This is a genomic window from Fodinicola acaciae, assembly GCF_010993745.1.
GTDB lineage: Bacteria > Actinomycetota > Actinomycetes > Mycobacteriales > HKI-0501 > Fodinicola > Fodinicola acaciae.
This window is the reverse complement of sequence record NZ_WOTN01000002.1, coordinates 822,485-847,488: the sequence shown is the minus strand read 5'-3', so window position 1 is coordinate 847,488 and position 25,004 is coordinate 822,485. Positions and strand designations below refer to the sequence as shown.

The window sequence follows — 25,004 nt, the reverse complement described above, 5'->3', positions numbered from 1 at the left end:
AGGTGTGGGCCGTGGTTGGGCTGACCGGCACGCGCAGCCGTGCCGCGTACGGTGTGGCGGCTTTCCTGCAGCGGCAAGGAAAGCGGATCATACCGGTGAATCCCACCGGCGCGCCGGTGCTCGGCGAGGACGGTTATCGTACGCTCGCCGACATTCCGTTTCCTGTCGATGTCGTCGACATTTTCCGGAATGCGCGCTATGCCGGCGCGCATGTCGACGAAGCCGTGGACATCAAGGCCGCGGCGGTGTGGATGCAGCTCGGCGTCATCGATGAGGCCGCCGCCGATCGCGCGCTCGACGCCGGCTTGGACGTGGTGATGGACCACTGTCCGGCCATCGAATGGTCCGCGCACGGCCCTCGTTAGATGACGAGGACAGCTTTCTCTTCGACGCCGAGCAGGGCGCGGCCGTAGATCTCGCGGCTGACGTTGGTGTTGGCCTGCACGTGGCGTGACGCGGTTTCCAGGTCGCGCCAGATGCGCTGCAGCGGATTGGCCTCGGCGAAGCTGCCGGCACCGCTGACGTTGAGGAGCAGGTCGACGGCGTCACGCAGTCGTTGGCCGGCATAGCCGGTGTCCATCCGGATTCGCGCGCGGACGACCGTGTCGAGGCGTACGCCGTCGCGCGCGGCCTGGTCGAGGTCGCCGGCGGACCGGAACGCGTGCAGCCGCGCGGTGTCGATCAGCGCGGTCGCGTCGGCGATGGCGAGCTGGACGCTCGGCGCGTCGGCCTGTCGCGCGTACGTCGTCAACATCAGCGGTTTTGTCTTGGCAGCGGCCAAAACGTGACTGAGCGCGGCCTCGGCCATTCCCAACATCGGTCCGGTCAGCAGGATCGCCAGCAACGACGGCGTGGGCGTACGGTAAAGCGGCTCGTCGGCGTATTCGTCCAGGTAATCGGCCATCAGCCTGGCGAAGGAAAACTGCCGGTGCTCCGGCACGAAAATCTCGTCGGCCACCATCGTGTCGCTTGCCGTGCCACGCATTCCGGCGACCTGCCAGGTGTCTTTGATCCGCAGCTCGGAAACCGGCACGATCGAGACGACGCGGTCGTCGGTGCCTTTCAGCGACGCACCAGCCAGCAGGGCCCATGTTGCCTGATGCACACCCGACGCGTAATGCCACTGTCCGCTGACCACCAGGCCGCCGTCCACGCGCCGAGCCACGCCGTCGGTCGTCGACGTGCTCGCGCAGACCGTGGTGTCGGCGCCGGCGGCCCAGATCTCCTCGCGCGTACGCGCCGGAAAATGCGCGGCGACGAAGCTCGCACCGGCGAGGATCATGGTGACCCACGCCGCCGACGCACATCCCTGCGCGAGCTCGGCGGTGACGCCGACGATCGTCCGGATGTCCGCCTCGTGACCGCCGTACTTTCGTGGCACCGCCAGCCGAAACAGGCCAGCATCACGCAGCGCCGCGACGGTTTCGGCCGCCAGCCGGCGATCCCGGTCGGCGGCCGCCGCGTGTTCGCGCAGGAGCGGCACCAGGGCGCGCGCGGTCTGAACAAGTGTGGATTTCATGGTCTCCCCTTCTCTGCCGTTGTAGCAGCGGCGGGGGGACGGTTTCCAGTGCGGTGCGCGCCAGCACTGGTTTTGGTGCCTTATCGGGCCGACACGGTCACCTCGGTGAGATGGAAACTGGAGTTGGCCGAGTTGCCGAGGCCGACGACTTTCACATACCGCGCGTGTGCTTCGGTGCGGAAGGTGTCACCGGCGTCGGTCGCCGGATCGGTGTTTTCCTTGCCACCGATGACAAAGTAGACCTTACCATCCAGGCTGCCGAGCACCTGGTAGGTGTAGAACCGCCTGCCGTCCACGTAGTTGCGGATGTTGACGTTGGAGACATCGGAAACCGTGCCGAGGTCGACCTGCCACCAGGTGCCGTCCGACTCCAGCCGGCTTCCCCAGTACGGATAGTTGGACCTGCTGCCGTCGTTCGCGGCGGCCGCCGGGTTGCCGGCCTCCTCGGACAGCGCGGTCACCGGTTTCTTCAGGCTGACAACCGTCGCCGGCGTGGTCGGCAGCGGCGCGTACGGCCCGAGGTCGATGCCGCTGAACTGCGCGATGCCGGTCTGTCTCGTGTCGGCGTTGACCGCGCTCATGAACATGCCGACGTCTTCCGCGGCGGCACCGCCTGGCACCGTCGCCACCCCGACGACCGTCCAGTTTTTCCCGTCGCTGCTGCACGAACCACTCATCTGGTCGCCGCTGCGGCCGAGCCGCACGTACGCCGGCGCCGTGAAACCGCCGGCCTCCAGATGCTTGTCCAGCGTGCCGTTTCCGTCGGAGTCCCAGCTGAAGACGCAGCCGCGCTCCGGAGTGACCGCGATGTTCGCGTAACCACCGGAAAGGCCGCCGGCCAGGTCATTGCTCGCGATCAGGCCGGCACGAGCGTACGGAGACGTGTTTTCCTGTGCCGTCACCCGAGTCATCGCCGCCTGGCCGTCGGTGAGCGCCTGTTTCCGATAGATGGAGCCAAACTCGTTGCGGTCGAGCCACAGGTCCGCGCCGCCGCCGGCGATCAGGAAACCGTCCGCGGACTGAGCGAAACCAGCGTCGTTGTGCGACACCGTGGCATACGGCTGACCGAGGTCACCGGTGACGAGCAGATGTGTCAACGCGGATTCTGACGCGACCTGCTGACCGGATGTCCATGACGCGGAGCCGGTTATCGTCGGCGTCGCGGCTGCCTTTGCGTCAGCCGGCACGGTTATCGTCCACGAGGCGGCGAACGTCCCGCCGACGGGCACGTCCTGGCTGGTCGGCGTGACCGGCGTGACCGCATAGCCGGCCGGTGCGGCGATCTTCAGCTGGACCCTCCGCGCGGCGCGAAGTTGGCTCTGGTTCTGGAAAGTCGCGGTGAGGCGTACGGACCCGCCTGGCGCCACGCCTTTGGGCGTCGCGGTCAGGGACAAAGCACCGGAGGGAATGTCGGCGACCTGGCTGGCCAGCGCGTACGCGTCACCGTGCGGCCGGTCCGGATAGCGCGTCGAGCTGCGTGACCACTGCTCGGCCACCGCGTGCCAGTCGATCTTCGCCGGCGGCTGGCCGGAGGTGAGTGCGCCTTCGAGGCTGGCGAAGTATTTCTTCCAGCGGTTCGCGTAATAGTCGCCGACCAGACCGTTCCACTCACGGCGCGCGTAGTCCTGCAGATCCGTTTCGGAGGCCCAAAGCGTGACCAGCGAGCGTACGTCGTAGTTCAGCGTCGCCGCCTCCTGCGGCGAGGACGCCTGTGCCCGCGCGTCGGAAAGCCAGCTGCCGAAAAGGAAGTTGGGGTCGGTGCCGAGCAGCTTGTCCATCAGCTGCACGCGCTGGTTCCATTGTGCGGTCAGCTGCCGGAATGTCGTCAGGTCGCGTGCCGCGTACGCGGACCGGATTTTCGGCAGCAGGACACGGCTGTCGTTGGCCAGCGCCTGCCGTCCGACATCGACGAGGTCGTAACGATAAGCGCTGCTCGCTCGCAATTCCGGCGCGACCTGCAGCAGCTCGGTCAGCGCGGACGCGAACGTGTCGGGGTCGTAGCCGAGCGGTGAGCCGGTGTCGGTCAGGCTCGGCTCGTCGTCGTAGAGCGCGGTCGGATATTTGGTCGTGGTCTCCGGAGGAATGCTGTAGACGGTGTTTTCCAGGATCCGCCAGGCAGCTCTGGCATGCGCGTCGACTCCGCCATAGCGCGAGGTCGCGTAGTCGTCAAACCATGCGTCGAGGTCGACGGCGGCGGGTTGCCAGGCCAGGTCGGCGAAGAACGCGACGGCGGCCGGATTGTTGTCGATCGCCTCCGGCATCAGCGCGATGCCGTTCATCGCCGAGCCGGGTTTGGCCAGCCAGGCGTGGAACTTCTGGTTCCACGCGGCGAGGCTGGCGCCGAGGTTGGCGTGCCCGCCGAAGTTCCAGATGGTGCCGAAGGCATACGGTGTGCCGAGGAAGTCGCGGTCGCGATCGGTCACGTTCGCCTGCTCGGAGAGACCGTCGACGATCAGCATTTTCGATCTGTCGACCGCCTTCAGCGTGTCCTGGCGCGGATTGCTCTGCCAGCCGAGGATGGCCCAGATGGCGCCGGGATGCGCGGTTTCCAGCGCCTGCTGGACGGCCTTGGACGCGGCCGCCACGTCGACCGGACCAGCTGTGCCGCCTTCGTGCAGCAGATCCATCTTGTACATCGCGCTGGCGCCGAAAAGCTGTGTCTGCGCCCGATAGAAAGCGGCCGCCACCTTGGCGAAGAACGGGTTGGTCGGGTCGAGCCAGTCGGGTCGCTCCAGTCCGGCCCACGTGCCCTGCGGGACCGTACGCGCACCGGGGTTCTTCTCGGCGAACCGTGGCGGCACAGTGCCGTAATAGCCGGGGAAGACCGGCGTCATGCCGAGCTCGCGGAGGTGGTCGGCGATCCGCCGGCCGAGCACGGTCCGGCGGTCGATCAGCTGCTGCGAGATCGGGCTGGACACGCAACACATGTTTTGCAGCAACCACCACGGTTGGTGGCCGGGCTGCGGGATCCATCCGCGCATTTCCGCGGCGGTGTAATGAAACTGCTGGAACGCGCGCTGGTAGACGGCCTCCTGGCCTTCGTACACCAGCACTTCGTTGATGCCGAGCAGCGCCAACACGTCGATGCGGTGCTGCCACTGTTGCCAGCTGAGATACGGATTGGCGTAACCCTCGTTGGTGTCGTTGAGAGCGAAGCGGTTCGCCACGACGGCCGCGTGTTCGACCGGCGCGACCGGCAGCGGCAGCCGCGCCGGCAGCCGGAGTTGGCTGCCCTCAAGCGAAACCGAGGCATGCACCACGTGCTGGAGATACCAGCCGAAGCCGGTCAACTGGACGGCCGGCGTGCTGCCGGCGACCACCAGCCGGCCATAGCTGGTGGAGATCCGGAAGACGTCCTTGCCGTTGCTTTTCGCCATCGGCCGGAAGTCGACCTGGCTGGCGTGCCAGGCGCCGACCAGCCGGGCGAGCGCGCGAGCGGCCGGACCGGCCGGACTCGCCGCCGTGGCCGGGGCGGGCGCGAGGCAGAGCAGGAGAAACAGAGCGATGACCGCTGACCTGGCGCGCATGTCGATTCCCCAACGCCGACTATTGAAGACACCTTTCGTAAGTCATTCATCCATCAGCACGTACGCGGGTCAAGCCGGTGACCTCAGCTGGACAGGTTGGCCGGCATCGCCGGCAGCAGCCGGCTTTCCACGTCGGTCAGGGCCATCCGTACGGCGCCGAGCGCGGTCGCCTCGTCGCCAAGTGCCGACAAGGCGAGCGCCGGCCGCGCCAATGCCAGCGGTTCAAGGTGCCGCTCGATCGCGGCCAGCAGCGGCTGGCCGGCGGTCGAGACGCCACCGCCGAGCACCACCATCTCGGGGTCCAACACCAGCAACAGAGCCGACAGTCCGCGAGCCAACCGTGCCGCGACCTCGTCGATCGCTTGTGCGGCAGCGGAATCCCCTTCGCGCGCGGCGGCGAACACCGCCGCGGCGTCCAACTCCTCCGACCGCCGGTCCGCTCGCCGGCCGCGCCGCCGCCGGTTGCCGACCGCGTCGATGATCGCCCCGGCGCCGACTTTGCTTTCCAGCGGCCCCATCCCGGACTCGTCCGGGGTCACGCCGCCCTGGCCGTCCAACACGCTCAGATAGCCGATTTCGCCGGCCATCCCGCCGGCACCGCGGTGCAACCGGTCGCCGATCACCAGGCCGGCACCGATCCGCGCACCCCACTGGATGAACACGACCGTGCTGACACCGGTCGCGACACCGCGCCACCGCTCGGCGATCACCGCGAGGTTGACGTCGTTTTCCACCTGGATCGGCGCGGAAAACGACCGCTTGAGCACCTCGGCGAGGCGGATCTGGTTCCAGTCCGGCAAACTCGGCGCGAAGGTCACCGATTTCGTCCGCGTGTCAACGATGCCCGGCGTGCCAACCGTCACCGACCACACCTGGTTGCGCGCCACGTCGGCGTCCCGCAGCAGAGACGTGACGGTTTGCCGTACGGCCGCCAAAACCTCCTGGCCGGAGCGCGCGTAGTCGTCGTCGCGGCGGTTGCGCGCGATCACGTTTCCGGTCAGGTCGGCCAGCATCGCGAGGATCTTGTGCGGACCGATGTCGATGCCCAGCACATAACCGGCACGCCGGCAGAACCGTACGACCCGAGCCGGCCGGCCCATCTGGCCCTGCTCGGCCTCAACGTACTGCGCCAGCCCGGCTTTCGCGAGCTGTTCCACCGCGTGCGCCACGGTCGGCCGGGAAAGGCCGGTCAGCTCGCCGATCTCGGTCAGCCGGAGTGCGTCGTGTTGACGCAAGGCGGACAGCACTCGAGCACTGTTGATCTCCCGCAACAACGCCGGACTGCTGCTCGCCTCCACCGACGCCCCTCTCACATACGCAAGACCTCTCCAAAACTACCCTGTCAGAGCTGGTCGAGCTCGGCCATCGCCTGGTTGAGGTTGTCCGCGACGCCCTGACCCGCCATCTTCACCGAGAGCGGATCGCCGCCCGCCGCGATGTCATCGGCGTGCGCGCGTATCTGCTGACGCATGATCTCGACGATCTCGGCCAGCTCCCACGGCGAGCCGTACGATCGCAGGAAACGCTCCAGACGCCGGCGGCGACCGGCGAAATCGGTGAAGCCCTCCGCCGCCACGACCTGACGTGCGTGCAGCGGGACCCAGCTGAAGGCGACGAAAGCCAGATCGGCGGCCCTGCTGACCGGTCCGGCGAAATCCCAGTCGAAAAAGCCGGCCAGCCGGTCGTCGCGCCAGGCGGCGTTGTATGGTGCGGCATCGTTGTGCGCGACGATCAGGCCAGGCCGCCATTTCCGGTTATAGCGCCACATCGCCGCGTCAGGCGGCACGAAATCGGCGACCGCCTCGTGATACGCACGTAGCCAGGTCGCCACCTGGTCGAGCGTTTCCTCGGCGTGGACCCAGCGCGGCCACGGCTTCCGGTCGCCGATCGTCTCGCCGTCGAGGAAGGTCAGCACCTCACGGCCCTCCGCGTCGATCCCGCGGACGCGCGGCGCACCGGGAAAATCCTTGTCTTCGAGGTGTGCCAACAGCGCGTGCACCGACGGCGTCCACGGACCGATCGGCCGGCGTACCGTATCGCCGATGCGGACGGCACCCGCCGCGTTGCCACCTTCCAGTCGCTCCATGCACTGATTATTGTCGAAACATGACTGGATACGACGCGGTTATCGTTGGTGGCGGACACAACGGCCTGGTCGCGGCGAGCTATCTGGCCCGCGCCGGCCGGTCGGTTTTGGTGCTGGAGCGTAAAGACGCCGTCGGTGGCGCCGCGGTGTCGTTTCGCGCTTTCGACGGCGTCGACGTGCGACTGTCGCGCTATTCGTATCTGGTGAGCCTGCTGCCACGCAAGGTCATCGCCGACCTCGGCCTGGACGTGACGCTGCGCCGGCGACGCATCTCCTCGTACACGCCGACCGGTGACGACGGCCTGCTCGTCGACACGGCGAACACCGACCGGACCGCCGCGTCGTTTCGCTCCATCACCGGATCCGACCGGGATTTCTCGGCGTGGCAACGGTTATATCGGCAGACCGGACGAGTCGCCGAGCGGATTTTCGACACGCTCACCGAGCCGCTGCCGAGTCGAGACGCGCTGCGCGCTCGGATCGACGACGAGGACGCGTGGTCGATGCTTTTCGAGCGGCCGATCGGCGAGACGCTGACGGACCGCTTCGGCGACGACACCGTACGCGGCGTGGTGCTGACCGACGCACTGATCGGCACGTTTGCCTCCGCCGGCGAGCCGAGCCTGAAACAGAATCGCTGCCTGCTCTATCACCTCATCGGAAACGGCACCGGCGACTGGGATGTGCCAGTCGGCGGCATGGGCGCGGTCACCGGCTCGCTTTCCGCTGTCGCGCGGTCGGCCGGCGCCGAGCTGGTGACCGGTGCCGAGGCCCTGTCGATCACACCGGACGGCGAGGTGCGTTATCGGCACGACGATCAGGAACACGTCGTGCACGGCGGCCACGTGCTCGCCAACGTCGCGCCGCAAACTCTCGCGCGGCTGCTCGGCGAGGAGCCGGCCGAAGCTCCGGAAGGCGCGCAACTCAAGGTCAACATGGTCCTGTCGCGACTTCCTCGGCTGCGGCAGCGTGACCTCGATCCAGTCGACGCTTTCGGCGGCACCTTTCATATCAACGAGACCTTCGACCAGCTGGAGACCGCGTACGCACAGGCCGCGGCCGGTCAGATCCCGACGCTGCCGCCGGCCGAGATCTATTGCCACTCGCTGACGGACCCGTCGATTCTCGGCACCGCCGAGCAGAAAGCCGGCCTCGCGACGCTCACGCTCTTCGGACTGCACATGCCGGCGCGGCTTTTCGCTGACGACAACGACAACGCCCGAGCCGTGGCTCTGCGCGCGACCATCGCCTCGCTCAACTCGGTGCTCGCCGAGCCGATCGAGGACTGCCTGCTCCGCGACGGGTCCGGAAATCCCTGCATCGAGGCGAAAACGCCGCTCGACCTGGAGACGGAGCTCGGCCTGCCGGCCGGCCACATCTTCCACCGCGACCTTTCCTGGCCGTACGCGCGAGATCCGGCTCAGGTCGGCCGTTGGGGTGTGGAGACCTCCTACGACCGGATCCTGCTGTGTGGCGCCGGGGCGATCCGAGGCGGCGGCGTCAGCGGCATCCCCGGCCACAACGCCGCCATGGCCATCCTCACCGCCTAGGGCCTAAACCTTTCGGCCGCCCTACGTGCCGCTGGATGGTCGCATGGACCCTAGTGGAGTGAGCCGTAGCGGCGGAGGGTGAAAGCGTTCAGCAGAGCCGATCCGATGAGGACCGTGCCGAGCGCCAGCAGCTGGAACTGGCTTCCCTGCGATCCGGTGAACATCAGCAGGATGCCGGCGTTGAGCCACACCACCAAAACCGAGGCCGCGACCACACCACCGATCCGGCCGACACCGCCGGAAATCGCGACGCCGCCGAGTACGGCGATGGTGATCGCCGGCAGCGCCATGCCGTTGCCGACCGTGCCGGCGTCCGGTCGAGCGGAGGCGAACTGACCGACCGTCACGATCGCGACCACGGCGGAAATGACGCCAGCGGCCAGAAACGCGCGGAATCGTACGCTCGCGACGCGGATGCTGGCGTACGTCGCGGCCGCGTCGTTGGTGCCGACGGCATAGAGCTTGCGGCCGTACGTCGTGCGGTTCAGCACCAGCCAGGCGATGACGACACACGGCAGCAGAAACGTCAGCACCTGCAACGGAAACGGCGGCAGGAAGCCGAGGTCGACCGCCTGCGTCAGCGAGTGCAGCCCCTGCACCGGCTTGTCCGAGATCGGCTCGTTGCCGCTGCTGACCAGCGCGATCGAGCTGTATGCGTAATAGGTCGCCAGCGTCGCGATGAGCGCCGGAAAACGCAGGTATGCGATGAGGAAGCCGTTGATGGCCCCCAAGACCGCGCCGCACAACAGGCACACGACGATCGCCGGCAGCACCGGCCAGCCGGCTTTGCCAACCAGGAAGCCGAAAACCATGCCGGACAGGCTGACCATCGCGCCGACCGACAGGTCGATGCCGCCGCGGCCGGAGACCATCACGACCAGTTCGGCGATGGCGAGCAGGCACAGCGGCACCACCGACTCCAGCGCCGACGCCAGGTAGGCCAGGTCGTACGGCGCGGTCAGATAGTCGCCAGCCTCCAGGATTTTCAGCCAGACCAACATGATCACCAGCAGGATGGCCAGCAGCGCCACTCGTTCGGTGAGGATGATCCGCACGACCTTGCCGACGACACCTTCGGTCCGCGCGGCGGTTTGCGTTGCCATCAGGCCACCTTCCGGCGTCCGAACCGTGCCGCCAGCCGGCGCCGCTGGCGGACCAGGTCGACGCCGACGGCCAGCAGGATGAACAGGCCGATGAACAGCTCGGTGAGCTCGCTCGGCCAGCCCAGCAGCGTGATTGCGCTGGACACGATGCCGACCAGCAGCGCGCCCAGCAATGTCCCCAAAACCGTGCCGCGACCGCCGAGAATGCTCGTGCCACCAATGACAACCGCCGCGATGACCTGGAGTTCCAGGCCGGTGCCGATGTTCTGCTGGATCAGGCCGCCGCTGCCGATCAGGCAACACGCGGCCAGCCCGACGAGCAGACCGGTGATCGCGTACGCCGCGACCCGCCGCCGGGCCACTCGTACGCCGGCCAGTCGGGCCGCGTCGGCGTCGCCGCCGATCGCATACCAATGCCGGCCGGTGGCCCAATATCTCATGTAGATCCACATGATCGCGCCGAGCACCATCGCGAGCCACCACGCGTTTGGCACACCGAGCGTGCTGCCACCTTCTCCACCGCCGAAAAACTGCAGCGTCGGCGGCACGCCGTTGACGTCCTTGGAATTGAAGACCTGCAACGAGGCGAACCGATAGAGGTTCAGTGTGCCGAAGGTGATGATGATCGGATGCACACGTCCGTACGCGACGAGCAATCCGTTGACTGTCCCCAAAATCAGGCCGAGGACAAGCGCCAGCAGCAGCGCGGGCAGGAACGGCAGGCCGGAGTCGCGTACGGCGAGCGAGACGATCACCATCACCAGCGCGACCGCGCTGCCGACCGAGACGTCGATGCCGGCGGTCACGATGACGGCCGTCATGCCGATCCCCATGATGGCGATCGGTGCGACTGAAAACAGGATGTTGGACAGGTTCGACGACGTCAGGAACGTGCGTGTGGTCAAGGAAAGGACCAGGCACAACACCGCGATGACGACGACCAGCGCGAGTTCCTGGCCCTCGATGGCGCGCACGGTCGGTCGGCGCCGCACCGGAATGTCCACGGTGGTCACTCGCTGTCCACCTCTCCGGCGGCGGCCGCGAGCACGTCCGCCTGTGCGGCATCACGGTCAAACGTCGCCGCGATCCGGCCGGCGCGTACGACCAGCAACCGGTCGGCGAGCAGCAGGACTTCCTGCAGATCCGAGGAAACCAGCAGGACGGCGCTGCCGGCCTCGGCCAGCGAGGCGATAGTGCGGTGGATTTCCTCTTTCGCGCCGACGTCGACGCCTTGGGTCGGCTCCTGCAGCACCAGCACGTCCGGCCGCTCCACCAGCTGCCGCGCGAGCACGACTTTCTGTTGGTTGCCACCGGAAAGCGCGCCGACCGGCGTACGCGGGCCGGGTGTCTTGATGCCGATCCGCGAGATCAGGCCGCCGGCCACCGACTGCTCGCGCTTGCGGTCGACCCACAACCGCAGCCGCGACAGGTGTTTCAGGTGCGCGCTGGAAATGTTGAAGGCGATGCTTTGCGGCGAGAACACGCCCTGCAGCTTGCGGTTGGCCGGCAGCATCGCGATCCCGTGCCGCACGGCGTCGATCGGATCGCGTAACTCGACGACCCGGCCGTTTCGGCTGATCGTGCCGGCTGATGCCGTGTCGATGCCATAAAGCGCACGCGCGACATCGCCGGCGCCGGATCCGATCAGGCCATACAGCGCGACGACTTCGCCGGATCGTACGTCAAAACTCACGTCACTGAACGCTTCGCCGTGCGACAGGCCGCTCACCGCCAACGCCGGCACGGAATCCTCGACCGAGGTCGCGGACTTGCCGGCCAGCTCCGACAAAGGCTGGCCGACCATCAGCTCGGCCACCTGCCGCACGGTCGCCTCGGCGGCCGCCCTGCTCGCCACCACCTGGCCGTCTCGCAGCACGGTTATCCGGTCTGCCACCTGCGAAAGCTCGTCGAGCCGGTGGCTGATGTAGACGATCCCCATGCCGGAGTCGCGCAGGCCTCGGACGACCGAGAAAAGCGTCTCGATCTCGCGGTCGGTGAGGATCGCGGACGGTTCGTCGAGGATCAGCACCTTCGCGTCGTGTGCGAAAGCCTTGGCGATCGACACGAGTTGTTGTTCTGCCACCGGCACGTCCGCGACGCGTACGTCCGCGAGCCGCCGGTCCAGGCCGAGCTGCTCCAACAGGGAGGCGACCCGGGAACGCTGCTGTCCCCAGTCGACGCGGCCAAACCGGCGCAGCTCCCGGCCGATGAACACGTTTTCGGCGACGGTGAGCTCACCGAAAAGCTGCGGCTCCTGGTAAACCGTGGCGATGCCGGCGTCCAGCGCGGCCGCCGTGCGACCAAGCGAAAGTGGCGCGCCGGCCAGCGAAACCTGGCCGGCGTCCGGGGTCTCGGCGCCGGAGATGATCTTGATCAGCGTCGACTTGCCGGCGCCGTTCTCCCCCACCAGCGCGTGCACTTCGCCGGAGCGTACGGAAAAGTCGACGCCGCGCAGGGCGTGCACACCGCCATAGCGCTTGTGCACGCCAGCCACATCGAGCAGGTCCATCAGTAGTTGTACTTGTCCGCGTTGGCCTTGGTGATCACCAGCGGGTCACCGAGCAGCAGCATCTTCTTGTCGGCGAAGTATTTCACCGCGGGCAGCGCGCCGCTCACGTTGTTGGTGGCGGCGAACGACTTCTTGTCGGCGACCTGCTTGGCGGCCCACACGGTCAGATAACCGAGGTTTTCCACGTCCCACAGGATCGCACTGCTGCTGGAACCGTCCTGCAGGAACGGCTTCATCGACTGCGGAGTGCCCAGGCCCACGGTGAACACCTTGCCGATCTTGCCGGATTCCCGTACGGCCTGCGCCACGCCGGGAGCGGACGCGGTGCACTCGCCGACCAGGCCGGTCAGGGTCGGATGCGCCGCCATCAGCTGCTTGGCCATCGTCACCGACTTCGCCTGGTCCTCACCGGCGTAGACGATGCCGTCCAGCTTCACGTTGGGATATTTCTGCGCGCCATAGGACTTCTGTACGGCGATCCAGGAGTTGAGGTTGGCCGCCGTCTGTCCACATGAGACGATCGCGTACTCACCCTTGCCACCCATCGCCTTCACCAGGTTGTCGGTCAGGCTCATGCCGATGCCTTCTGCGGTCGCCTGGTTGACGAACACCTCGCGGATGGAGTTTGGCGCGTCGGTGTCGGAGGTCATCACGTGGATGCCGGCGTTTTTGGCGTCCTGCAACACCGGCGCGAGCGAGTCGGGGTCGTTGGGCGCGACCACCAGCACGTCGACCTTCTGCTGGATCAGCGACTTGACGATGTCGGTCTGCGCGCCGGGATCGGCGGTGGTGGCACCCTTGTAGATCCAGTTGACACCGAGCGCCGCGGCGGCCTTCTTGCCGCCGGTGTTCATCGCCTCGAAATACGGGATGCCTTGCAGCTTCGGCACGAACGCGACGGTGATCTTCTTGCCGCCGCCGGCTCCGGTGCCGGCGTTTTTCTTGCTGCAGCCGGTCAGCGCGACCGCGCCGACCAGCAGGACCGCCGTGAACACCGCCATGCCACGTGAAACCGTCGATCGCATGTTGCAAACCTCCCTGTTCGCCGGTGCATCAAATCGCAGCGCGGCTCAACTGTCCAATGAGGCCACTCAAGTGAGCGCATCAGCTCGTACGTAATCGCGGAACTGCGGATATCTTTCCGACCAGCCGGCATCCCCGCTCGGCGGGGTCACCCGCGGCCGGTCGCTGGCGCGTACGACGTCACGCATCTCGGCCAACCCCGAGAGCTCACCGAGCGCGCCAAGTTGCACCAAGGCGTTTCCGTACGCGGTCGCCTCCACCGGACCGGCATGCACCGGAACGCCGGCCGCGTCGGCGGTCAGCTGGTTGAGCAGGTCGTTGTTGGAGCCACCGCCGACCACGTGGATCAGCGGCGCCGGCCGGCCCGCGGCGGCGGCGATGTTCTCGACGGTGAGCCGATAACTGAGCGCGAGGCTCTCGAGTACACATCGGACGGTCGCGCCGACACCGTCCGGCACCGGCTGCCCGGTGCGCCGGCAGTAGTCGGCGATCCGCGCCGGCATGTCGCCGGGCCGCAGGAAATCGCCGTGGTTCGGATTGACCAGGCTGCCGCCGGCCGGAGCCTGCCTGGCCAGCCCGACCAGCTCGGCATAGTCGTACGACGAGCCGTCCTCGTGCCATTTTCGTCGGCATTCCTGCAACATCCACAGTCCGGTGCAGTTGGACAGCAGCCGGATCGTGCCGGCCACACCTCCTTCGTTGGCCAGGTTGGCGGCGCGCGTCACCGGCGTGATGACCGGCTCCAGCGTCTCGACGCCGACCAGCGACCAGGTGCCGGAGGAAATGTACGCGGCGGCCGGATCGGCGAACGGCACACCGGCGACCGCGGAAGCCGTGTCGTGGCAACCAGGTGCGATCACGCGCGTACGAGAAAGCGCGCCACCGCCGGAAAACAGCAGCGGCCCGAGGTCGGTGCCGGCATCGACCACCTCCGGCAGGAAATGCGGCGGAATGCCGAGATCGGTGAGCAGCTCGGTCGCCCATCTGCGGTCGACCATGTCGTACGCGCCGGTCGTGCTCGCGATGGTGAACTCGGTGACACTCGACCCACACAGCTGCCGATGCACGATGTCGGGCATCAGCAACAACATCGCGGCCTGCGACTGCAACTTCCGGCCAGCGGGCGTCTGCCGTTCGCCGAGCAGCTGGTAAATGGTGTTGATGTCGTTGAGCTGGATGCCGGTGCTGTCGTACAACCGCTCGCGGCCGACCTTGCCAGCCGCCGCCGCGATCATCCCGCGCGTACGCTCGTCGCGGTGCGACACCGGCTCGGCCAGCAGTTTTCCTTCGCTGTCGAAGAAACCGTAGTCGACACCCCAGGTGTCGACGCCGATCGAGTCGACGCGGTCGACCAGCGACGCCGCACGGCGAATCCCGTCCGAGATGTTGTCCAGCAACCGGGCCACATCCCAGCGCAGCAGACCGTCGGACATCCGCGCGCCGTTCGCAAACCGGTGCGCCACCTCAAGACTCAGTGTCGAGCCGTCGAACCTGGCCAGCATCACCCGGCCGCTCTCCGCGCCGAGGTCGACGGCGACGACGTTGCGGCTAGCCATCGGCGGCCACCCTGGTCACCGGCACGCCCCATTCCGACACCAGGTCGTCACCGGCCGCGTCATCGGTGAAAAGCCGCGTCACCTGACCCGGCTCGGCGAAGCTGTGCAAGGCAAAACGACCCACCTTCGACGAGTCGAACAACCCGTAGACGTGTCTGCAGGCGGCGACCATCCGTTGCTTGGCAGCAGTCTCCTCGACGGACAACTCCATCAGGCCAGCCTGCCTCGACAGCGACCGGACGCCGAAGAACCCGTGCTGGAGTTGGCCACGGCTGGCCAGCACGTCACCGAAATCGCCGACCAGCGACCACGACGACCGGCGCACGGTGCCGCCCGGCAACACGACGGTGATCGAATCCGATTCGGACAGCACGTCGGCCGTGCGCAGTCCGTTGGTGACAACGATCAGGCTGCGCCGCTCGCGCAGTTCCAGTGCCAGGTAATAACACGTCGTGCTGCCATCCAGCGCGATCGCGTCGCCGTCGCCTACGACCGTGGCCGCGGCGCGCGCGATCGCGCGTTTCGCCTCCGCGCGATGGCGCAGCCGCATTTCGAAGGCACCTTCGTCGGCGCCATGTGAGCGTACGGCGCCACCGCGTACGCGCCGCAGCAGCCGGCGGCGCTCCAGGCTCTCCAGGTCTTTGCGTGCCGTCACCGCGGAAACGCCGAACCGCTCGGTCAGCTCGCCGACGGTCACCTGTCCGTCGGTCTCCAGCAGCCGCAGGACCTCCTGCTGCCGCTCGTGTTCCGCGATCCCCGGCATTCCGGTGACCCTAATCACCACGAAGGCGAAGCGTCAACGAACGAAACGCGAACCGATGGCGTTTCGCTTTCGATCGAAGGTCAGCTGTTTTCCGACTCGGCCGCGATCCTCTCCAGCACCGGCACCGCGGCGGCCAGCGCGGCCAGCTCCCGTTCGGACAGGATGGCGAGTTTTTCGGCCAGATAACCGGTGTTTCGAGTACGGATCTCGTCCAGCCAGGCGGTGCCGCGGTCGGCCATGCCGATCAACCCGGCGCGCTGGTCGTCCGGATCCGGCCAGCGATCCACCAATCCCTGCTGCAGCAACCAATCCACGATCCGCGACATGGTCGGCGCGCTGGTGCCCAGCCGCGCGGCCAGATCGCCCAGCCGCAGCGGCCCGTTCTTCGCGACGATCGCCAGTGCCGACAACCGGGTCGGCGTCATGTCGTCGGACTGTGCCTGCAGCCGCAGGCGATGCGAGATCCGGCTGATCGCGATCCGCAGACGTCCGGCCACGTCCTGGTCGACCGCCGCCGCCGGCATTACGAAACCTGTTGCGCGGGAGCGGAAAACGCGAGATCGGCGCTGGTGACTCCGCCGTTCACGCGGATCGTGGCGACCGCTGGCTGGTAGAGGTTGGCGACCACGGTGTAGTCGCCGGACGGCACGTCCGGGATCCGGTAGGAGCCCTCGGAGTCGGTACGCGCCGTGCCGACCACCTGGCCGGCCGGATCGATCACCGTCACGATCGCTCCTTCGACCGTGCCACCGCCGGGAGCCGAGACATGGCCGGAAAGTCCGCCGACCGGCGCGATCCTCAGGTCCAAAGTGGACGGTTCGGACAGCGACACCGCGACGGCGGCCGCGATCGGCTGGAAATGCTCGGCGTTCACGGTGATCGTCAGGTCACCGGCCGGCAGCCCGGTCACCGAGAAATGGCCGAGGTCATTGGTGGTGGCGTGGCTCAGCACGTCGCCGTGCGGGTTGATGGCCAGCACGGCGGCGCCTTTCACCGGCTGGCCGGTGGCCGTCGAGCGTACGAAACCGGTCACCGTTCCATTGCCGCTCAACACAAAGTCCTGTGTCACCGGCACCTCGTCGCGCACCACCACCGCGACCGCTTCCGGACGGAAACCTGGCGCGGTGCCGATGAGCGTGTACGGCCCCGGCCGCAGGCTGGCGATCGCGTACGTGCCGCTCGCGTCGACCTGCGCACGCGCGATCTGGCCGCCGTCCAGGCCGGTCACGGTGACGACCGCGCCGGCGACCGGCGCGCCACCCGGCGTACGCACGCCGCCGGACAACGATGCAGTCATGACGGCATTCTGCTCCTTCGCCGCGACCGGCGCCGGTTGGGGATCGGTCACCGGCTCGCCGGCGACCTCGGCCAGCTCGGCGGCGAGCGACTCCTTCGGCAGCTGGCTGGATCGCTTGCTCGGCGCGCACAACCAGGACGCCACGGCGGCGATCAGACAGCCGGCGATGGCAAACCAGAAGGCCGCGGTGAGACCGTCGGAGAACGGACCGGAAATGAGCTGCGGGAAGAATCCGCGGCCGGTCAGGAACGCCGCCTGGTCGTGCGACAGCGAGCTCAGCACCGGACCGAGCAGCTGCTGGATCGGGTTGTAGCCGAGGAAAGCGGCGAAGAGTACGGCGACCGCCGGCAGGCCGGCGATCCGGGTGGCGTCCCCCGCGGACACACCGTGCGCCTGCAGGCCCGTACTCAGCGCATGCGGCAGGTTCTGCGACAGACCGGCGATGATCAGGCTGAAGAAGACGCCGATGGACAGCACCATCGCCGAGTTCTGGAAGGTCGCGGTCATGCCGGCGCCGGCGCCGCGCGCGTTGGCCGGCAGGCTGTTCATCACGTCGGCGCGGTTGGGCGAGCTGAACAGGCCCATGCCGACGCCGTTGACGAACAACAGCACGGCAAACTGCCAGTAGTCGAAGTTGACCGGGATGTAGGCCAGCAAAAAGAAAGTCACCGCGGTCATCACCAGGCCGCCGGTGGTCAGCCAGCGCGAGCCGATCCGGTCGGAGATGATGCCGGAGACCGGCGCCGAGACCAGGAAGCCAACGGTCAGTGGCAACATCGCGATGCCGGCCCACAAAGGCGTTTCGGCGAAGGAAAACCCGTGCTGCGGCAGCCAGATCCCCTGCAGCCACAGGATCATGATGAACTGCAGGCCGCCGCGGGCCAGCGAGGCGAGCAGGTTGGCGATGTTGCCGAAGGCGAAGGCGCGGATCCGGAACAGCGACAGGTTGAACAGCGGTGCTTGGACTTTCGTTTCGATGATGCCGAAAATCACCAGCAACACCACACCGGCGCCGACACAGGACAGCACCAGCGGACTGGTCCATCCCATGCTGGAGCCACCGTACGGTTGGATGCCGTAGGTGATGCCGATCAGCAGCACGATCAGGCCGATCGCGAAGGTGACGTTGCCCCACCAGTCCATCTTGGCTTTGCGGCGCTCGCTGGTGTCGTGGAGCTTCAGGTATGCCCAGACAGTGCCGAAAATGCCGACCGGCACGGAGACCAGGAAGATCAGGTGCCAGTTGATCGGCGCCAGTACGCCGCCGATCACCAGGCCGATGAACGAGCCGGAGATCGCCGCCACGCTGTTGATGCCCAGCGCCATGCCGCGCTGGTTGACCGGAAACGCGTCGGTCAGGATCGCGCTGGAGTTGGCGAACAGGAACGCGCCGCCGATGCCCTGGATGATCCGCCAGCCGATCAGCCACCACGCCGCCGCGGCGCCCTGCATCCAGGTGACGGCGAGCAGGATCGAGGAAATGGTGAAGACCGCGAAACCCATGTTGTACATGCGTACGCGGCCGTACATGTCGCCGAGCCGGCCGAAGCCGACCACCAGCACCGCGGTGACCACCAGGAACCCCATGATCATCCACAGCAGATAGCTGGTGTTGCCTTCCTCCAGCGGGTTGATGTTGATCCCGCGGAAGATGTCCGGCAGCGCGATCAGCACGATGGACGAGTTGATCGTGGCCATCAGGATGCCGATCGTGGTGTTCGACAGCGCGATCCACTTGTAGTGCGGGCCGAGCTCCTCGACCTTGCGCGGACCGCGATGCCGGGTCACCTCTTGCACAGCCACCGCATTGACCTCCAGCAGCGCGTATTCGTTAGTTGTCTAATGCTAACTTAATCGTGCCAGCGAGGTAAAGCGGGTGTGATCTGGGGAGCACCGTCCGGGCGGCCAATATTCTGTAGGATCGCCGGATGACTGCGCGACGCATCCCGCGGTGGTCGGAGCTGAAACCGCTGCTGCAGACCAGGAAGTTCGAGTGGAACGGGACGAGGCGGCGGCTGGCCGCCGCGCACACCATCGCCGACCTGCGCCGGATCGCCAAGCGGCGTACGCCGACCGCGCCGTTCGACTACACCGACGGCGCCGCCGAGGCGGAGACCAGCCTGTGGCGAGCCCGGCGCGCGTTCGCGCGGCTGCAGTTCAACCCGAGCATCCTGCGCGACGTGTCCAAGATCGACACCTCCACCACCATCCAGGGCCGGCCGTCGGCCTACCCGATCGTCTTCGCACCGACCGGTTTCACCCGGATGATGCACACCGAAGGCGAGCGCGCGGTCGTACGCGTAGCGCAGAAATGGGGCATCCCGTACGCCCTGTCCACCATGGGGACCACCTCGATCGAGGAGGTCGCCGCGGCCGGGCCGGACGCGGACAAGTGGTTCCAGCTCTACATCTGGTCCGACCACGAGCGCGGCAAGGAACTGCTTGAGCGGTCCCGGAAAGCCGGCTTCAGCACGCTGATCCTGACGGTCGACGTGCCGGTCGCCGGCGCGCGGATGCGGGACGTACGCAACGGCCTGACGATCCCGCCGTCGCTGACGCTGAAGACCTTCCTCGACGGCGCGATGCACCCCAACTGGTGGTTCGACTTCCTCACCACCGAGCCGCTGGAGTTCGCGTCGCTGTCCAACTGGAAGGGCACCGCGGCCGACCTGATCAACCACATGTTCGACCCGACCGTGACGCTCAAGGACCTCGACTGGATCCGCGACGCCTGGCCGGGAAAGCTTGTCATCAAAGGGATCCAGACGCTGGAGGACGCGCGGCGGGTCGTCGACGCCGGCGCCGACGGGATCGTCCTGTCCAACCACGGCGGCCGGCAGCTGGACAAGGCGCCGGTGCCGCTGGAGCTGCTGCCGTCGGTGGCCGAGGCGGTCGGCGACCGTACGGAGGTCTTCCTGGACACCGGCGTCACGTCCGGCTCCGATGTCGCCGCGGCGGTGGCGCTCGGCGCGAAGGCGGTGCTGGTCGGCCGCGCATACCTCTATGGCCTGATGGCCGGCGGTGAGGCGGGCGTCGACCGGGCCGCCGAGATCCTGACGACCGAGCTGCGCCGCACGATGGCTCTGCTCGGGGTCAACTCCGTCGGGGAGCTCAACCCCTCACACGTCACCCTCCGCTAATTTCAGGTGGGAGTGGACAGCCGGGTCAGGTGGTCCGGGGTGAGGGTGAGGTCGCACGCGCCGATGGCCTCGTCGAGCTGCGCGACCGAGCTGACGCCGACGATCGGGCGGATGACCGGGTCGGCGGCCAGCCACGCGAGGACGACCTGGTGGCGGGTCGCGTCGAGGTCGGCGGCGACCGCGTCGAGAGCGGCCAGCCGGGCGGTCGTACCAGGGTGGTCGTACGCCTCGGCCAGCCGCTCGGGCCGCGCGTACGCGCCTTCCATCAGCGGACTGTAGGCCCACAGCTCCAGCCCCTCGGTGCGGACGTGATCGAGCACCTCCGGCGTCGTCCGACCGAACTCGTGATCCTTGCCCGGCACCTTCGCACCCGGCCTGGGCTGCAGATACGTGTGCCAGAGCTGCACCGCCTCGTACGGCTTCCAGCCGTTGGCCAGGGCGATCCGGCGGGCCGCCTCGACCCGCCAGGCCGGATGGTTGGACGCGCCGAGCCGGCCGACCAGACCGGCCGTGACCAGCTCGTTCAGCGCGCCGACCGTCTCCTCCAGCGGCACCGACCGGTCCTCCATGTGCGTCCAGTAGGTCTCGACGCGGTCGACGCCGAGCCGCCGCAGGCTGCCGTCGATGCCGGCCTTGATCACCGGCGCGCTGAGGCCCTCGCGGCCGGCGGGCCAGCTGTCGGTCGTCGGCTCCGCTCCGACCTTGGTGCTCAGCTGGATCCGGTCGCGCATCCCCGGCCGGGCCTTGAGCCAGCGCCCGAGCAGCTCCTCGCTCGTACGACCGTGACCGTCCGGATGCACCCAGAACGCATAGCAGTTGGCCGTGTCGATCGTCGTCCCGCCAGCGTCCACAAACCGGTCGAGCAGCTCGAAGGACGTGCGCTCGTCCAGCTTCGTACCGAAGAACATCGCACCCAACACGAAAATCGTCATGCGACAAAGCCTGCGATCTGGACCGCGCTCCAGGTCAAGGGTTAGATGGGGAGATGGATCGCTATTCGCCCGCGCAGGCCGTGGAACGCACCGGCTTCAGCATCGACACGCTGCGTTATTACGAACGGATCGGGCTGCTGTCCGACATCGGCCGTACGTCCGGCGGCCAGCGGGTTTTCAGCGACGCCGACATCCGCTGGCTCGGCATCCTGCGGTGCCTGCGCGACACCGGCATGCCGATCAGCCGCATGCAGACGTACGCGGATTTGGCGCGCGGCGGCGACGAAACGCTGCCGGAGCGGATCGCGCTGCTCGAGGAACACGATGAGGCGGTGGAAAAACAGATCACCGAGCTCCAGGCGCAGCGCGCCCACATCCGCGAGAAAATCGCCTATTACCGCGATCTGCTTCACTGAACCCAGCGAGCATTCGGCGGCATGGCCGCGCGCGACCAACTCAGGCCGTCCCGCGAAAACATCGGCCAGTACGCATTCGCGCTGTCACCGAAGATCGAGTTGACCAGCAGCTGGCCGGTTGGCGACCGGCGCAGGTCCCGCGCACGGTCGATGCCGTCGACCGTCTGGAAGGTGTGGCCGCCGTCGCGACTGACCACGAGCCGGCCGACCGGAGATCCGACCTGAGCCCTGCTGTCCGTACGGTCCAGCGCGAACAGCGCGCCGTCCGGTGCCACCAGGACCGGGCCGAGCAGCCGCGGGTGGCTCTGCGCGACGTACGTCCACGACTTTCCACCGTCGCGTGTCACGTAGAGCCTCGACGCCGTCGTCTCATGGGTCCGGGTGTCGACTTCCGCCGTCGCATAGCCGGTTTGCCCGTCCAGGCTGTCGAAGCCGTCGACACAGGCGGTCCTGGTGACATCGAGATTGGCGTCCGGCGAGGCCCGATCCTGCTCGTTCATGTCGATGTACACGTCCGGCACCGGGACCGGGCGCCGCAAGCTGTGCCAACTCGCGCCGCGGTCGCGGCTGACCGCCGGAAAGGTGAGATCGGCGCAGCCGCCGTGCACCCACCAGGATCCGTCGGTGGCAACGACGACGCCGGTCGATCGGCCGGGTTCCTTCGTCGGCTGCGGAGGCTGCCGCAGCAACCGGTGTCGTACGCCTGTCGGGTCGATGCCGAAATACGCGTCGTCCTTGCTGACGCCGCCCGTCGGGCTTCCATAGCGGATCAGGGTCCAACCCGCCGGCACGACGGCGATCCGGCTGCCTTCGGCCGGCATCGGTGCCCAACTCTCGCCACCGTCGCGGCTCAGGTAGCCCGCGAACCTGTTGTCGGCGGTCCTGGCAGCGACATAAAGCAGCTGGCCGGAAATCGGGCTCATGGCCGTCACCTCGGTCATCACCGACGGCAGCCGCCAGGCCCGCCAGCTGTTGCCGGCGTCGAAGGTTCGCGCGATGACCGGCATCTGCCTGGCATTGTTCATCATCAACGCGTACGACTGATACGCGTTGACCGTCGCCACCTTCCACAGCGGAGGTGGCTGTTCGAGATCGAAAACGCTGCCGCGCAGCGACCCGTGCACCGGCGCGGGCAGCGTCGGCCGGGGGCCGAGCGGCAGCCGGTCCTGCCGGCCGACGAGCAGGTTCACGCCGATCAGCGCGGTGGCGACCAACACGATGACGACGGCCAAGGCGGTGGCGGTGCGTACGGCCGAGCGGCGGCGTTTTCCCATCCGATAGACGATGTCGAGGTCAGGCACCTCGGCGGCCGCGGTGATCTGGTCGCGTACGTCACGGAAATCGGTCGGGTTCATCGTGCCTCCTCCCGTCCGGCCGTGGTGTCCACAGTGGACAGATAGGTGGAAAGAGTGTCGCGTGCGCGCGACAGGCGTGACTTCACCGTGCCTGGCGAGACGCCGAGCGTACGCGCCACGTCGTCGACCGAGAGGTCCGCGATGTAGTGCAGCGCGACGGTTTCCCGCTGCGCGACCGGCAGCCGGCGGATCGCGACCATCATCGCGACGCGGTCGGGCGACAGCTCGGGGTTGGCTTTCGGCGCTCCGGCGGCGGTTTTGTGCAGGAGCGTGGCCAGTTGCCGTGAGCGGCGCCAGCGGCGGCGCGCCACGTTGCGCGCGACCGTACGCAGCCAGGCCTCCGGACTGTCGACGGCCAGCAGCGTCGACTTTCGCGCCACGCCACGCATGAAGGCCTCCGCGACAACGTCCTGCGCCTCGGTGACGTCGCCGGTCAGCGCGTACGCGGCCACCAGCAGGCGTGCGTGGCACGTCCGGAAGATGTCCTCGAGCTGGTCACGCTCGCTCGAACCGTCCATGCCGGGGATGAGTCACGACCCCGCGACCTGGTTCCCCGTCTCTTTCTGCAGGGCGGCGTTCTTCGCCGCGACCATGTCCACAAGGGACTGTTGGAAGTCGGCCATTTTCTGCCGCAGCGCGAGGTCGTCGCTGGCCAGGATGCGGATCGCGAGCAGGCCGGCGTTGCGCGCGCCGCCGATCGAGACGGTGGCGACCGGTACGCCGGCCGGCATCTGGACGATCGACAGCAGCGAATCCATGCCGTCCAGGTGTTTCAGCGGCACCGGGACGCCGATCACCGGCAGCACCGTCGCCGACGCGACCATGCCAGGCAGATGCGCAGCGCCGCCGGCGCCGGCGATGATCACCCGCAGCCCCCGTCCGGCCGCCGCCGTCGCGTAGTCGAGCATCGCCTGCGGCGTGCGGTGCGCGGACACGACCTGCGCCTCGTACCCGACACCGAACTCCTCCAGCGCCTCGGCGGCCGCGCGCATCGTCGGCCAGTCCGAGTCGCTGCCCATCACGATCCCAACCAGTGGTGCCACGTCATCCCTCTCCGTCGGACAGCCAGCGAGCGGCACGCGCGGCACGCGGACGCACGTCCTCGAACGACCCGCCGACGACCGTCACGTGACCGATTTTCCGGCCCGGCCGCACGGCTTTTCCGTACAGGTGCACTTTCGCACGCGGCTCCGCGGCGAACAGGTGGTGCAGCCGCTCGTCGAACCGCATGCCGCCATCGGCGCCGCCGAGCACGTTGGCCATGCAGACAGCCGGCGCGATCGCGTTGGTGGCGCCGAGCGGATAGTCGAGCACCGCCCGCAGATGCTGCTCGAACTGGCTGGTGACCGAACCGTCGATCGTCCAGTGACCGGAGTTGTGCGGCCGCATCGCCAGCTCGTTGACCAGAATGTCGTTGCCAGTGTCGAAAAGCTCGACCGCCAGCACGCCGACCACGCCGAGCTCCTTGGCGATCCGGATCGCCAACTCCTGCGCCTGCACGGCACGCTCGTCGCTCAGCCCCGGCGCCGGCGCCAGCACTTCGACGCAGATGCCGTCGCGCTGTACGGTCTCCACCACCGGCCACGCCGACACCTGACCAAACGGCGACCTCGCCACCAACGCGGCCAGCTCACGCCTCAGCGGCACCTTCTCCTCGACGATCAGCGGCGTACCAGACGCGACCAACTCGGCCGCGTCCACCGGTTTTTCGATGACCCACACGCCTTTTCCGTCGTACCCGCCGCGACTGGCCTTCACCACCGCCGGACCGTCGGTGAACCCGGTCAGGTCGTCCATTGTGGACACCGGCGACCAGCGCGGCACCGGCACGCCAAGATCGGTCAGCTTCTCGCGCATCGCGCGCTTGTCCTGCGCGTACAACAGAGCCTCCGGCCCCGGCAGCACCACCACACCTTCGCCGGCCAGCGCACGCAGATGCTCCGGCGGCACATGCTCGTGGTCGAAGGTCACCACCTCGCACCCCTTGGCAAACCGCCGCAACGCGTCCAGGTCGGTGTGGTGTCCAATGTGGACATCCGCGGCGACCAGAGCCGCGCCGTCGTCGGGGTGCGCTGCCAGGATGCGCAGCGACTGCCCGAGCGCGATGGCCGCCTGATGGGTCATCCTGGCCAACTGTCCGGCCCCCACCACGCCAACCACCGGCAGCCCGGTCCGCGAATCCATGGGTCCAGTTTAGAAGTGGCTGGTCAGGAGGGGGTAAGGGGTGC

Annotated in this window: 21 protein-coding genes; 4 read left to right on the top strand and 17 right to left on the bottom strand. The window is 67.8% G+C overall.

Translation table 11 applies throughout. The features are described 5' to 3' along the window. The first annotated feature begins 11 nt into the window (after positions 1–11). Complete coding sequence (locus tag GNX95_RS19350) at positions 12–365, top strand: CoA-binding protein (protein WP_246281674.1); 354 nt, start codon at positions 12–14, stop codon at positions 363–365. Here GNX95_RS19350 and GNX95_RS19345 read toward each other — a convergent pair. The 4 genes from GNX95_RS19345 to GNX95_RS19330 form a co-directional block, all read right to left on the bottom strand. Continuing rightward, positions 362–1,519 (bottom strand): acyl-CoA dehydrogenase family protein, encoded by a 1,158-nt coding sequence (locus tag GNX95_RS19345; protein ID WP_163508806.1) that lies wholly within the window; start codon positions 1,517–1,519, stop codon positions 362–364. The two genes, GNX95_RS19350 and GNX95_RS19345, sit on opposite strands and share 4 nt — an antisense overlap. Positions 1,520–1,599: 80 nt before the next feature. Then, positions 1,600–5,046 carry an alpha-N-acetylglucosaminidase TIM-barrel domain-containing protein gene (locus GNX95_RS19340; protein ID WP_163508805.1) on the bottom strand — a complete coding sequence of 1,149 codons (3,447 nt, stop codon included), beginning with the start codon at positions 5,044–5,046 and terminating at the stop codon, positions 1,600–1,602. Positions 5,047–5,129: 83 nt separating this feature from the next. After that, positions 5,130–6,344, bottom strand: a complete 1,215-nt coding sequence (locus GNX95_RS19335; RefSeq protein WP_163508804.1) for an ROK family transcriptional regulator — start codon at positions 6,342–6,344, stop codon at positions 5,130–5,132. A gap of 44 nt (positions 6,345–6,388) precedes the next feature. After that, positions 6,389–7,132 carry a phosphotransferase gene (locus GNX95_RS19330; protein ID WP_163508803.1) on the bottom strand — a complete coding sequence of 248 codons (744 nt, stop codon included), beginning with the start codon at positions 7,130–7,132 and terminating at the stop codon, positions 6,389–6,391. Between the two features lie 20 nt (positions 7,133–7,152). On the opposite strand from GNX95_RS19330, the gene GNX95_RS19325 reads away from it, so the two are divergent. Next, complete coding sequence (locus tag GNX95_RS19325; protein WP_163508802.1) at positions 7,153–8,682, top strand: phytoene desaturase family protein; 1,530 nt, start codon at positions 7,153–7,155, stop codon at positions 8,680–8,682. A gap of 50 nt (positions 8,683–8,732) precedes the next feature. Here GNX95_RS19325 and GNX95_RS19320 read toward each other — a convergent pair whose 3' ends face one another. The 8 genes from GNX95_RS19320 to GNX95_RS19285 all read right to left on the bottom strand — a co-directional run bounded on the left by GNX95_RS19320 (position 8,733) and on the right by GNX95_RS19285 (position 18,631). Then, positions 8,733–9,785: an ABC transporter permease gene (locus GNX95_RS19320; RefSeq protein WP_163508801.1), complete on the bottom strand. Its 1,053-nt coding sequence runs from the start codon at positions 9,783–9,785 to the stop codon at positions 8,733–8,735. Then, a complete protein-coding gene (locus GNX95_RS19315; RefSeq protein ID WP_163508800.1) occupies positions 9,785–10,798 on the bottom strand; it encodes an ABC transporter permease in 1,014 nt (337 codons plus the stop codon). The genes GNX95_RS19320 and GNX95_RS19315 overlap by 1 nt, the downstream gene beginning before the upstream one ends. Continuing rightward, positions 10,795–12,294 (bottom strand): sugar ABC transporter ATP-binding protein, encoded by a 1,500-nt coding sequence (locus tag GNX95_RS19310; protein ID WP_163508799.1) that lies wholly within the window; start codon positions 12,292–12,294, stop codon positions 10,795–10,797. The genes GNX95_RS19315 and GNX95_RS19310 overlap by 4 nt, the downstream gene beginning before the upstream one ends. Further along, complete coding sequence (locus GNX95_RS19305; RefSeq protein WP_163508798.1) at positions 12,294–13,319, bottom strand: autoinducer 2 ABC transporter substrate-binding protein; 1,026 nt, start codon at positions 13,317–13,319, stop codon at positions 12,294–12,296. Before GNX95_RS19305 ends, GNX95_RS19310 begins: the two co-directional genes overlap by 1 nt. Before the next feature lie 66 nt (positions 13,320–13,385). Then, on the bottom strand, positions 13,386–14,873 hold the full coding sequence (locus GNX95_RS19300; protein WP_163508797.1) for a rhamnulokinase: 1,488 nt from the start codon (positions 14,871–14,873) through the stop codon (positions 13,386–13,388). After that, positions 14,866–15,636, bottom strand: a complete 771-nt coding sequence (locus tag GNX95_RS19295; RefSeq protein WP_163508796.1) for a DeoR/GlpR family DNA-binding transcription regulator — start codon at positions 15,634–15,636, stop codon at positions 14,866–14,868. Before GNX95_RS19295 ends, GNX95_RS19300 begins: the two co-directional genes overlap by 8 nt. An 80-nt stretch (positions 15,637–15,716) precedes the next feature. Further along, on the bottom strand, positions 15,717–16,160 hold the full coding sequence (locus tag GNX95_RS19290; protein ID WP_163508795.1) for a MarR family winged helix-turn-helix transcriptional regulator: 444 nt from the start codon (positions 16,158–16,160) through the stop codon (positions 15,717–15,719). After that, positions 16,160–18,631 (bottom strand): MFS transporter, encoded by a 2,472-nt coding sequence (locus tag GNX95_RS19285; protein ID WP_163510113.1) that lies wholly within the window; start codon positions 18,629–18,631, stop codon positions 16,160–16,162. The genes GNX95_RS19290 and GNX95_RS19285 overlap by 1 nt, the downstream gene beginning before the upstream one ends. Before the next feature lie 230 nt (positions 18,632–18,861). Here GNX95_RS19285 and GNX95_RS19280 point away from each other — a divergent pair, with 230 nt between their 5' ends. Then, positions 18,862–20,073 (top strand): alpha-hydroxy acid oxidase, encoded by a 1,212-nt coding sequence (locus GNX95_RS19280; protein ID WP_163508794.1) that lies wholly within the window; start codon positions 18,862–18,864, stop codon positions 20,071–20,073. 2 nt (positions 20,074–20,075) lie between these two features. On the opposite strand, the gene GNX95_RS19275 is transcribed toward GNX95_RS19280, so the two are convergent. Next, on the bottom strand, positions 20,076–21,005 hold the full coding sequence (locus tag GNX95_RS19275) for an aldo/keto reductase (protein ID WP_163508793.1): 930 nt from the start codon (positions 21,003–21,005) through the stop codon (positions 20,076–20,078). 53 nt (positions 21,006–21,058) lie between these two features. Here GNX95_RS19275 and GNX95_RS19270 point away from each other — a divergent pair, with 53 nt between their 5' ends. Then, a complete protein-coding gene (locus GNX95_RS19270) occupies positions 21,059–21,421 on the top strand; it encodes a MerR family transcriptional regulator (protein ID WP_163508792.1) in 363 nt (120 codons plus the stop codon). Here the strand turns inward: GNX95_RS19270 and GNX95_RS19265 are convergent. Genes GNX95_RS19265 through GNX95_RS19250 form a run of 4 tightly spaced genes read right to left on the bottom strand, consistent with a single transcriptional unit; the run spans position 21,415 to position 24,960 of the window. Then, positions 21,415–22,776 carry a beta propeller repeat protein gene (locus GNX95_RS19265; RefSeq protein WP_163508791.1) on the bottom strand — a complete coding sequence of 454 codons (1,362 nt, stop codon included), beginning with the start codon at positions 22,774–22,776 and terminating at the stop codon, positions 21,415–21,417. The genes GNX95_RS19270 and GNX95_RS19265 overlap by 7 nt on opposite strands. Next, on the bottom strand, positions 22,773–23,294 hold the full coding sequence (locus tag GNX95_RS19260; protein ID WP_163508790.1) for an RNA polymerase sigma factor: 522 nt from the start codon (positions 23,292–23,294) through the stop codon (positions 22,773–22,775). The genes GNX95_RS19265 and GNX95_RS19260 overlap by 4 nt, the downstream gene beginning before the upstream one ends. A gap of 12 nt (positions 23,295–23,306) precedes the next feature. Then, positions 23,307–23,795: a 5-(carboxyamino)imidazole ribonucleotide mutase gene (gene purE, locus GNX95_RS19255; protein ID WP_222853915.1), complete on the bottom strand. Its 489-nt coding sequence runs from the start codon at positions 23,793–23,795 to the stop codon at positions 23,307–23,309. A gap of 25 nt (positions 23,796–23,820) precedes the next feature. Continuing rightward, positions 23,821–24,960 carry a 5-(carboxyamino)imidazole ribonucleotide synthase gene (locus tag GNX95_RS19250; protein ID WP_163508788.1) on the bottom strand — a complete coding sequence of 380 codons (1,140 nt, stop codon included), beginning with the start codon at positions 24,958–24,960 and terminating at the stop codon, positions 23,821–23,823. Between the last annotated feature and the right edge of the window lie 44 nt (positions 24,961–25,004).

Bases quoted from the DNA above. Each gene is read 5' to 3' on its own strand.
- GNX95_RS19295 (WP_163508796.1), bottom strand. From the start codon at position 15,636: ATGCCGGGGATCGCGGAACACGAGCGGCAGCAGGAGGTCCTGCGGCTG.
- GNX95_RS19310 (WP_163508799.1), bottom strand. From the start codon at position 12,294: ATGGACCTGCTCGATGTGGCTGGCGTGCACAAGCGCTATGGCGGTGTG.
- GNX95_RS19285 (WP_163510113.1), bottom strand. From the start codon at position 18,631: ATGGCCACGATCAACTCGTCCATCGTGCTGATCGCGCTGCCGGACATC.
- GNX95_RS19265 (WP_163508791.1), bottom strand. From the start codon at position 22,776: ATGAACCCGACCGATTTCCGTGACGTACGCGACCAGATCACCGCGGCC.
- GNX95_RS19320 (WP_163508801.1), bottom strand. From the start codon at position 9,785: ATGGCAACGCAAACCGCCGCGCGGACCGAAGGTGTCGTCGGCAAGGTC.
- GNX95_RS19300 (WP_163508797.1), bottom strand. From the start codon at position 14,873: ATGGCTAGCCGCAACGTCGTCGCCGTCGACCTCGGCGCGGAGAGCGGC.
- GNX95_RS19290 (WP_163508795.1), bottom strand. From the start codon at position 16,160: ATGCCGGCGGCGGCGGTCGACCAGGACGTGGCCGGACGTCTGCGGATC.
- GNX95_RS19260 (WP_163508790.1), bottom strand. From the start codon at position 23,294: ATGGACGGTTCGAGCGAGCGTGACCAGCTCGAGGACATCTTCCGGACG.
- GNX95_RS19345 (WP_163508806.1), bottom strand. From the start codon at position 1,519: ATGAAATCCACACTTGTTCAGACCGCGCGCGCCCTGGTGCCGCTCCTG.
- GNX95_RS19250 (WP_163508788.1), bottom strand. From the start codon at position 24,960: ATGGATTCGCGGACCGGGCTGCCGGTGGTTGGCGTGGTGGGGGCCGGA.
- GNX95_RS19340 (WP_163508805.1), bottom strand. From the start codon at position 5,046: ATGCGCGCCAGGTCAGCGGTCATCGCTCTGTTTCTCCTGCTCTGCCTC.
- GNX95_RS19270 (WP_163508792.1), top strand. From the start codon at position 21,059: ATGGATCGCTATTCGCCCGCGCAGGCCGTGGAACGCACCGGCTTCAGC.
- GNX95_RS19305 (WP_163508798.1), bottom strand. From the start codon at position 13,319: ATGCGATCGACGGTTTCACGTGGCATGGCGGTGTTCACGGCGGTCCTG.
- GNX95_RS19280 (WP_163508794.1), top strand. From the start codon at position 18,862: ATGACTGCGCGACGCATCCCGCGGTGGTCGGAGCTGAAACCGCTGCTG.
- purE (WP_222853915.1), bottom strand. From the start codon at position 23,795: ATGGGCAGCGACTCGGACTGGCCGACGATGCGCGCGGCCGCCGAGGCG.
- GNX95_RS19325 (WP_163508802.1), top strand. From the start codon at position 7,153: ATGACTGGATACGACGCGGTTATCGTTGGTGGCGGACACAACGGCCTG.
- GNX95_RS19330 (WP_163508803.1), bottom strand. From the start codon at position 7,132: ATGGAGCGACTGGAAGGTGGCAACGCGGCGGGTGCCGTCCGCATCGGC.
- GNX95_RS19275 (WP_163508793.1), bottom strand. From the start codon at position 21,005: ATGACGATTTTCGTGTTGGGTGCGATGTTCTTCGGTACGAAGCTGGAC.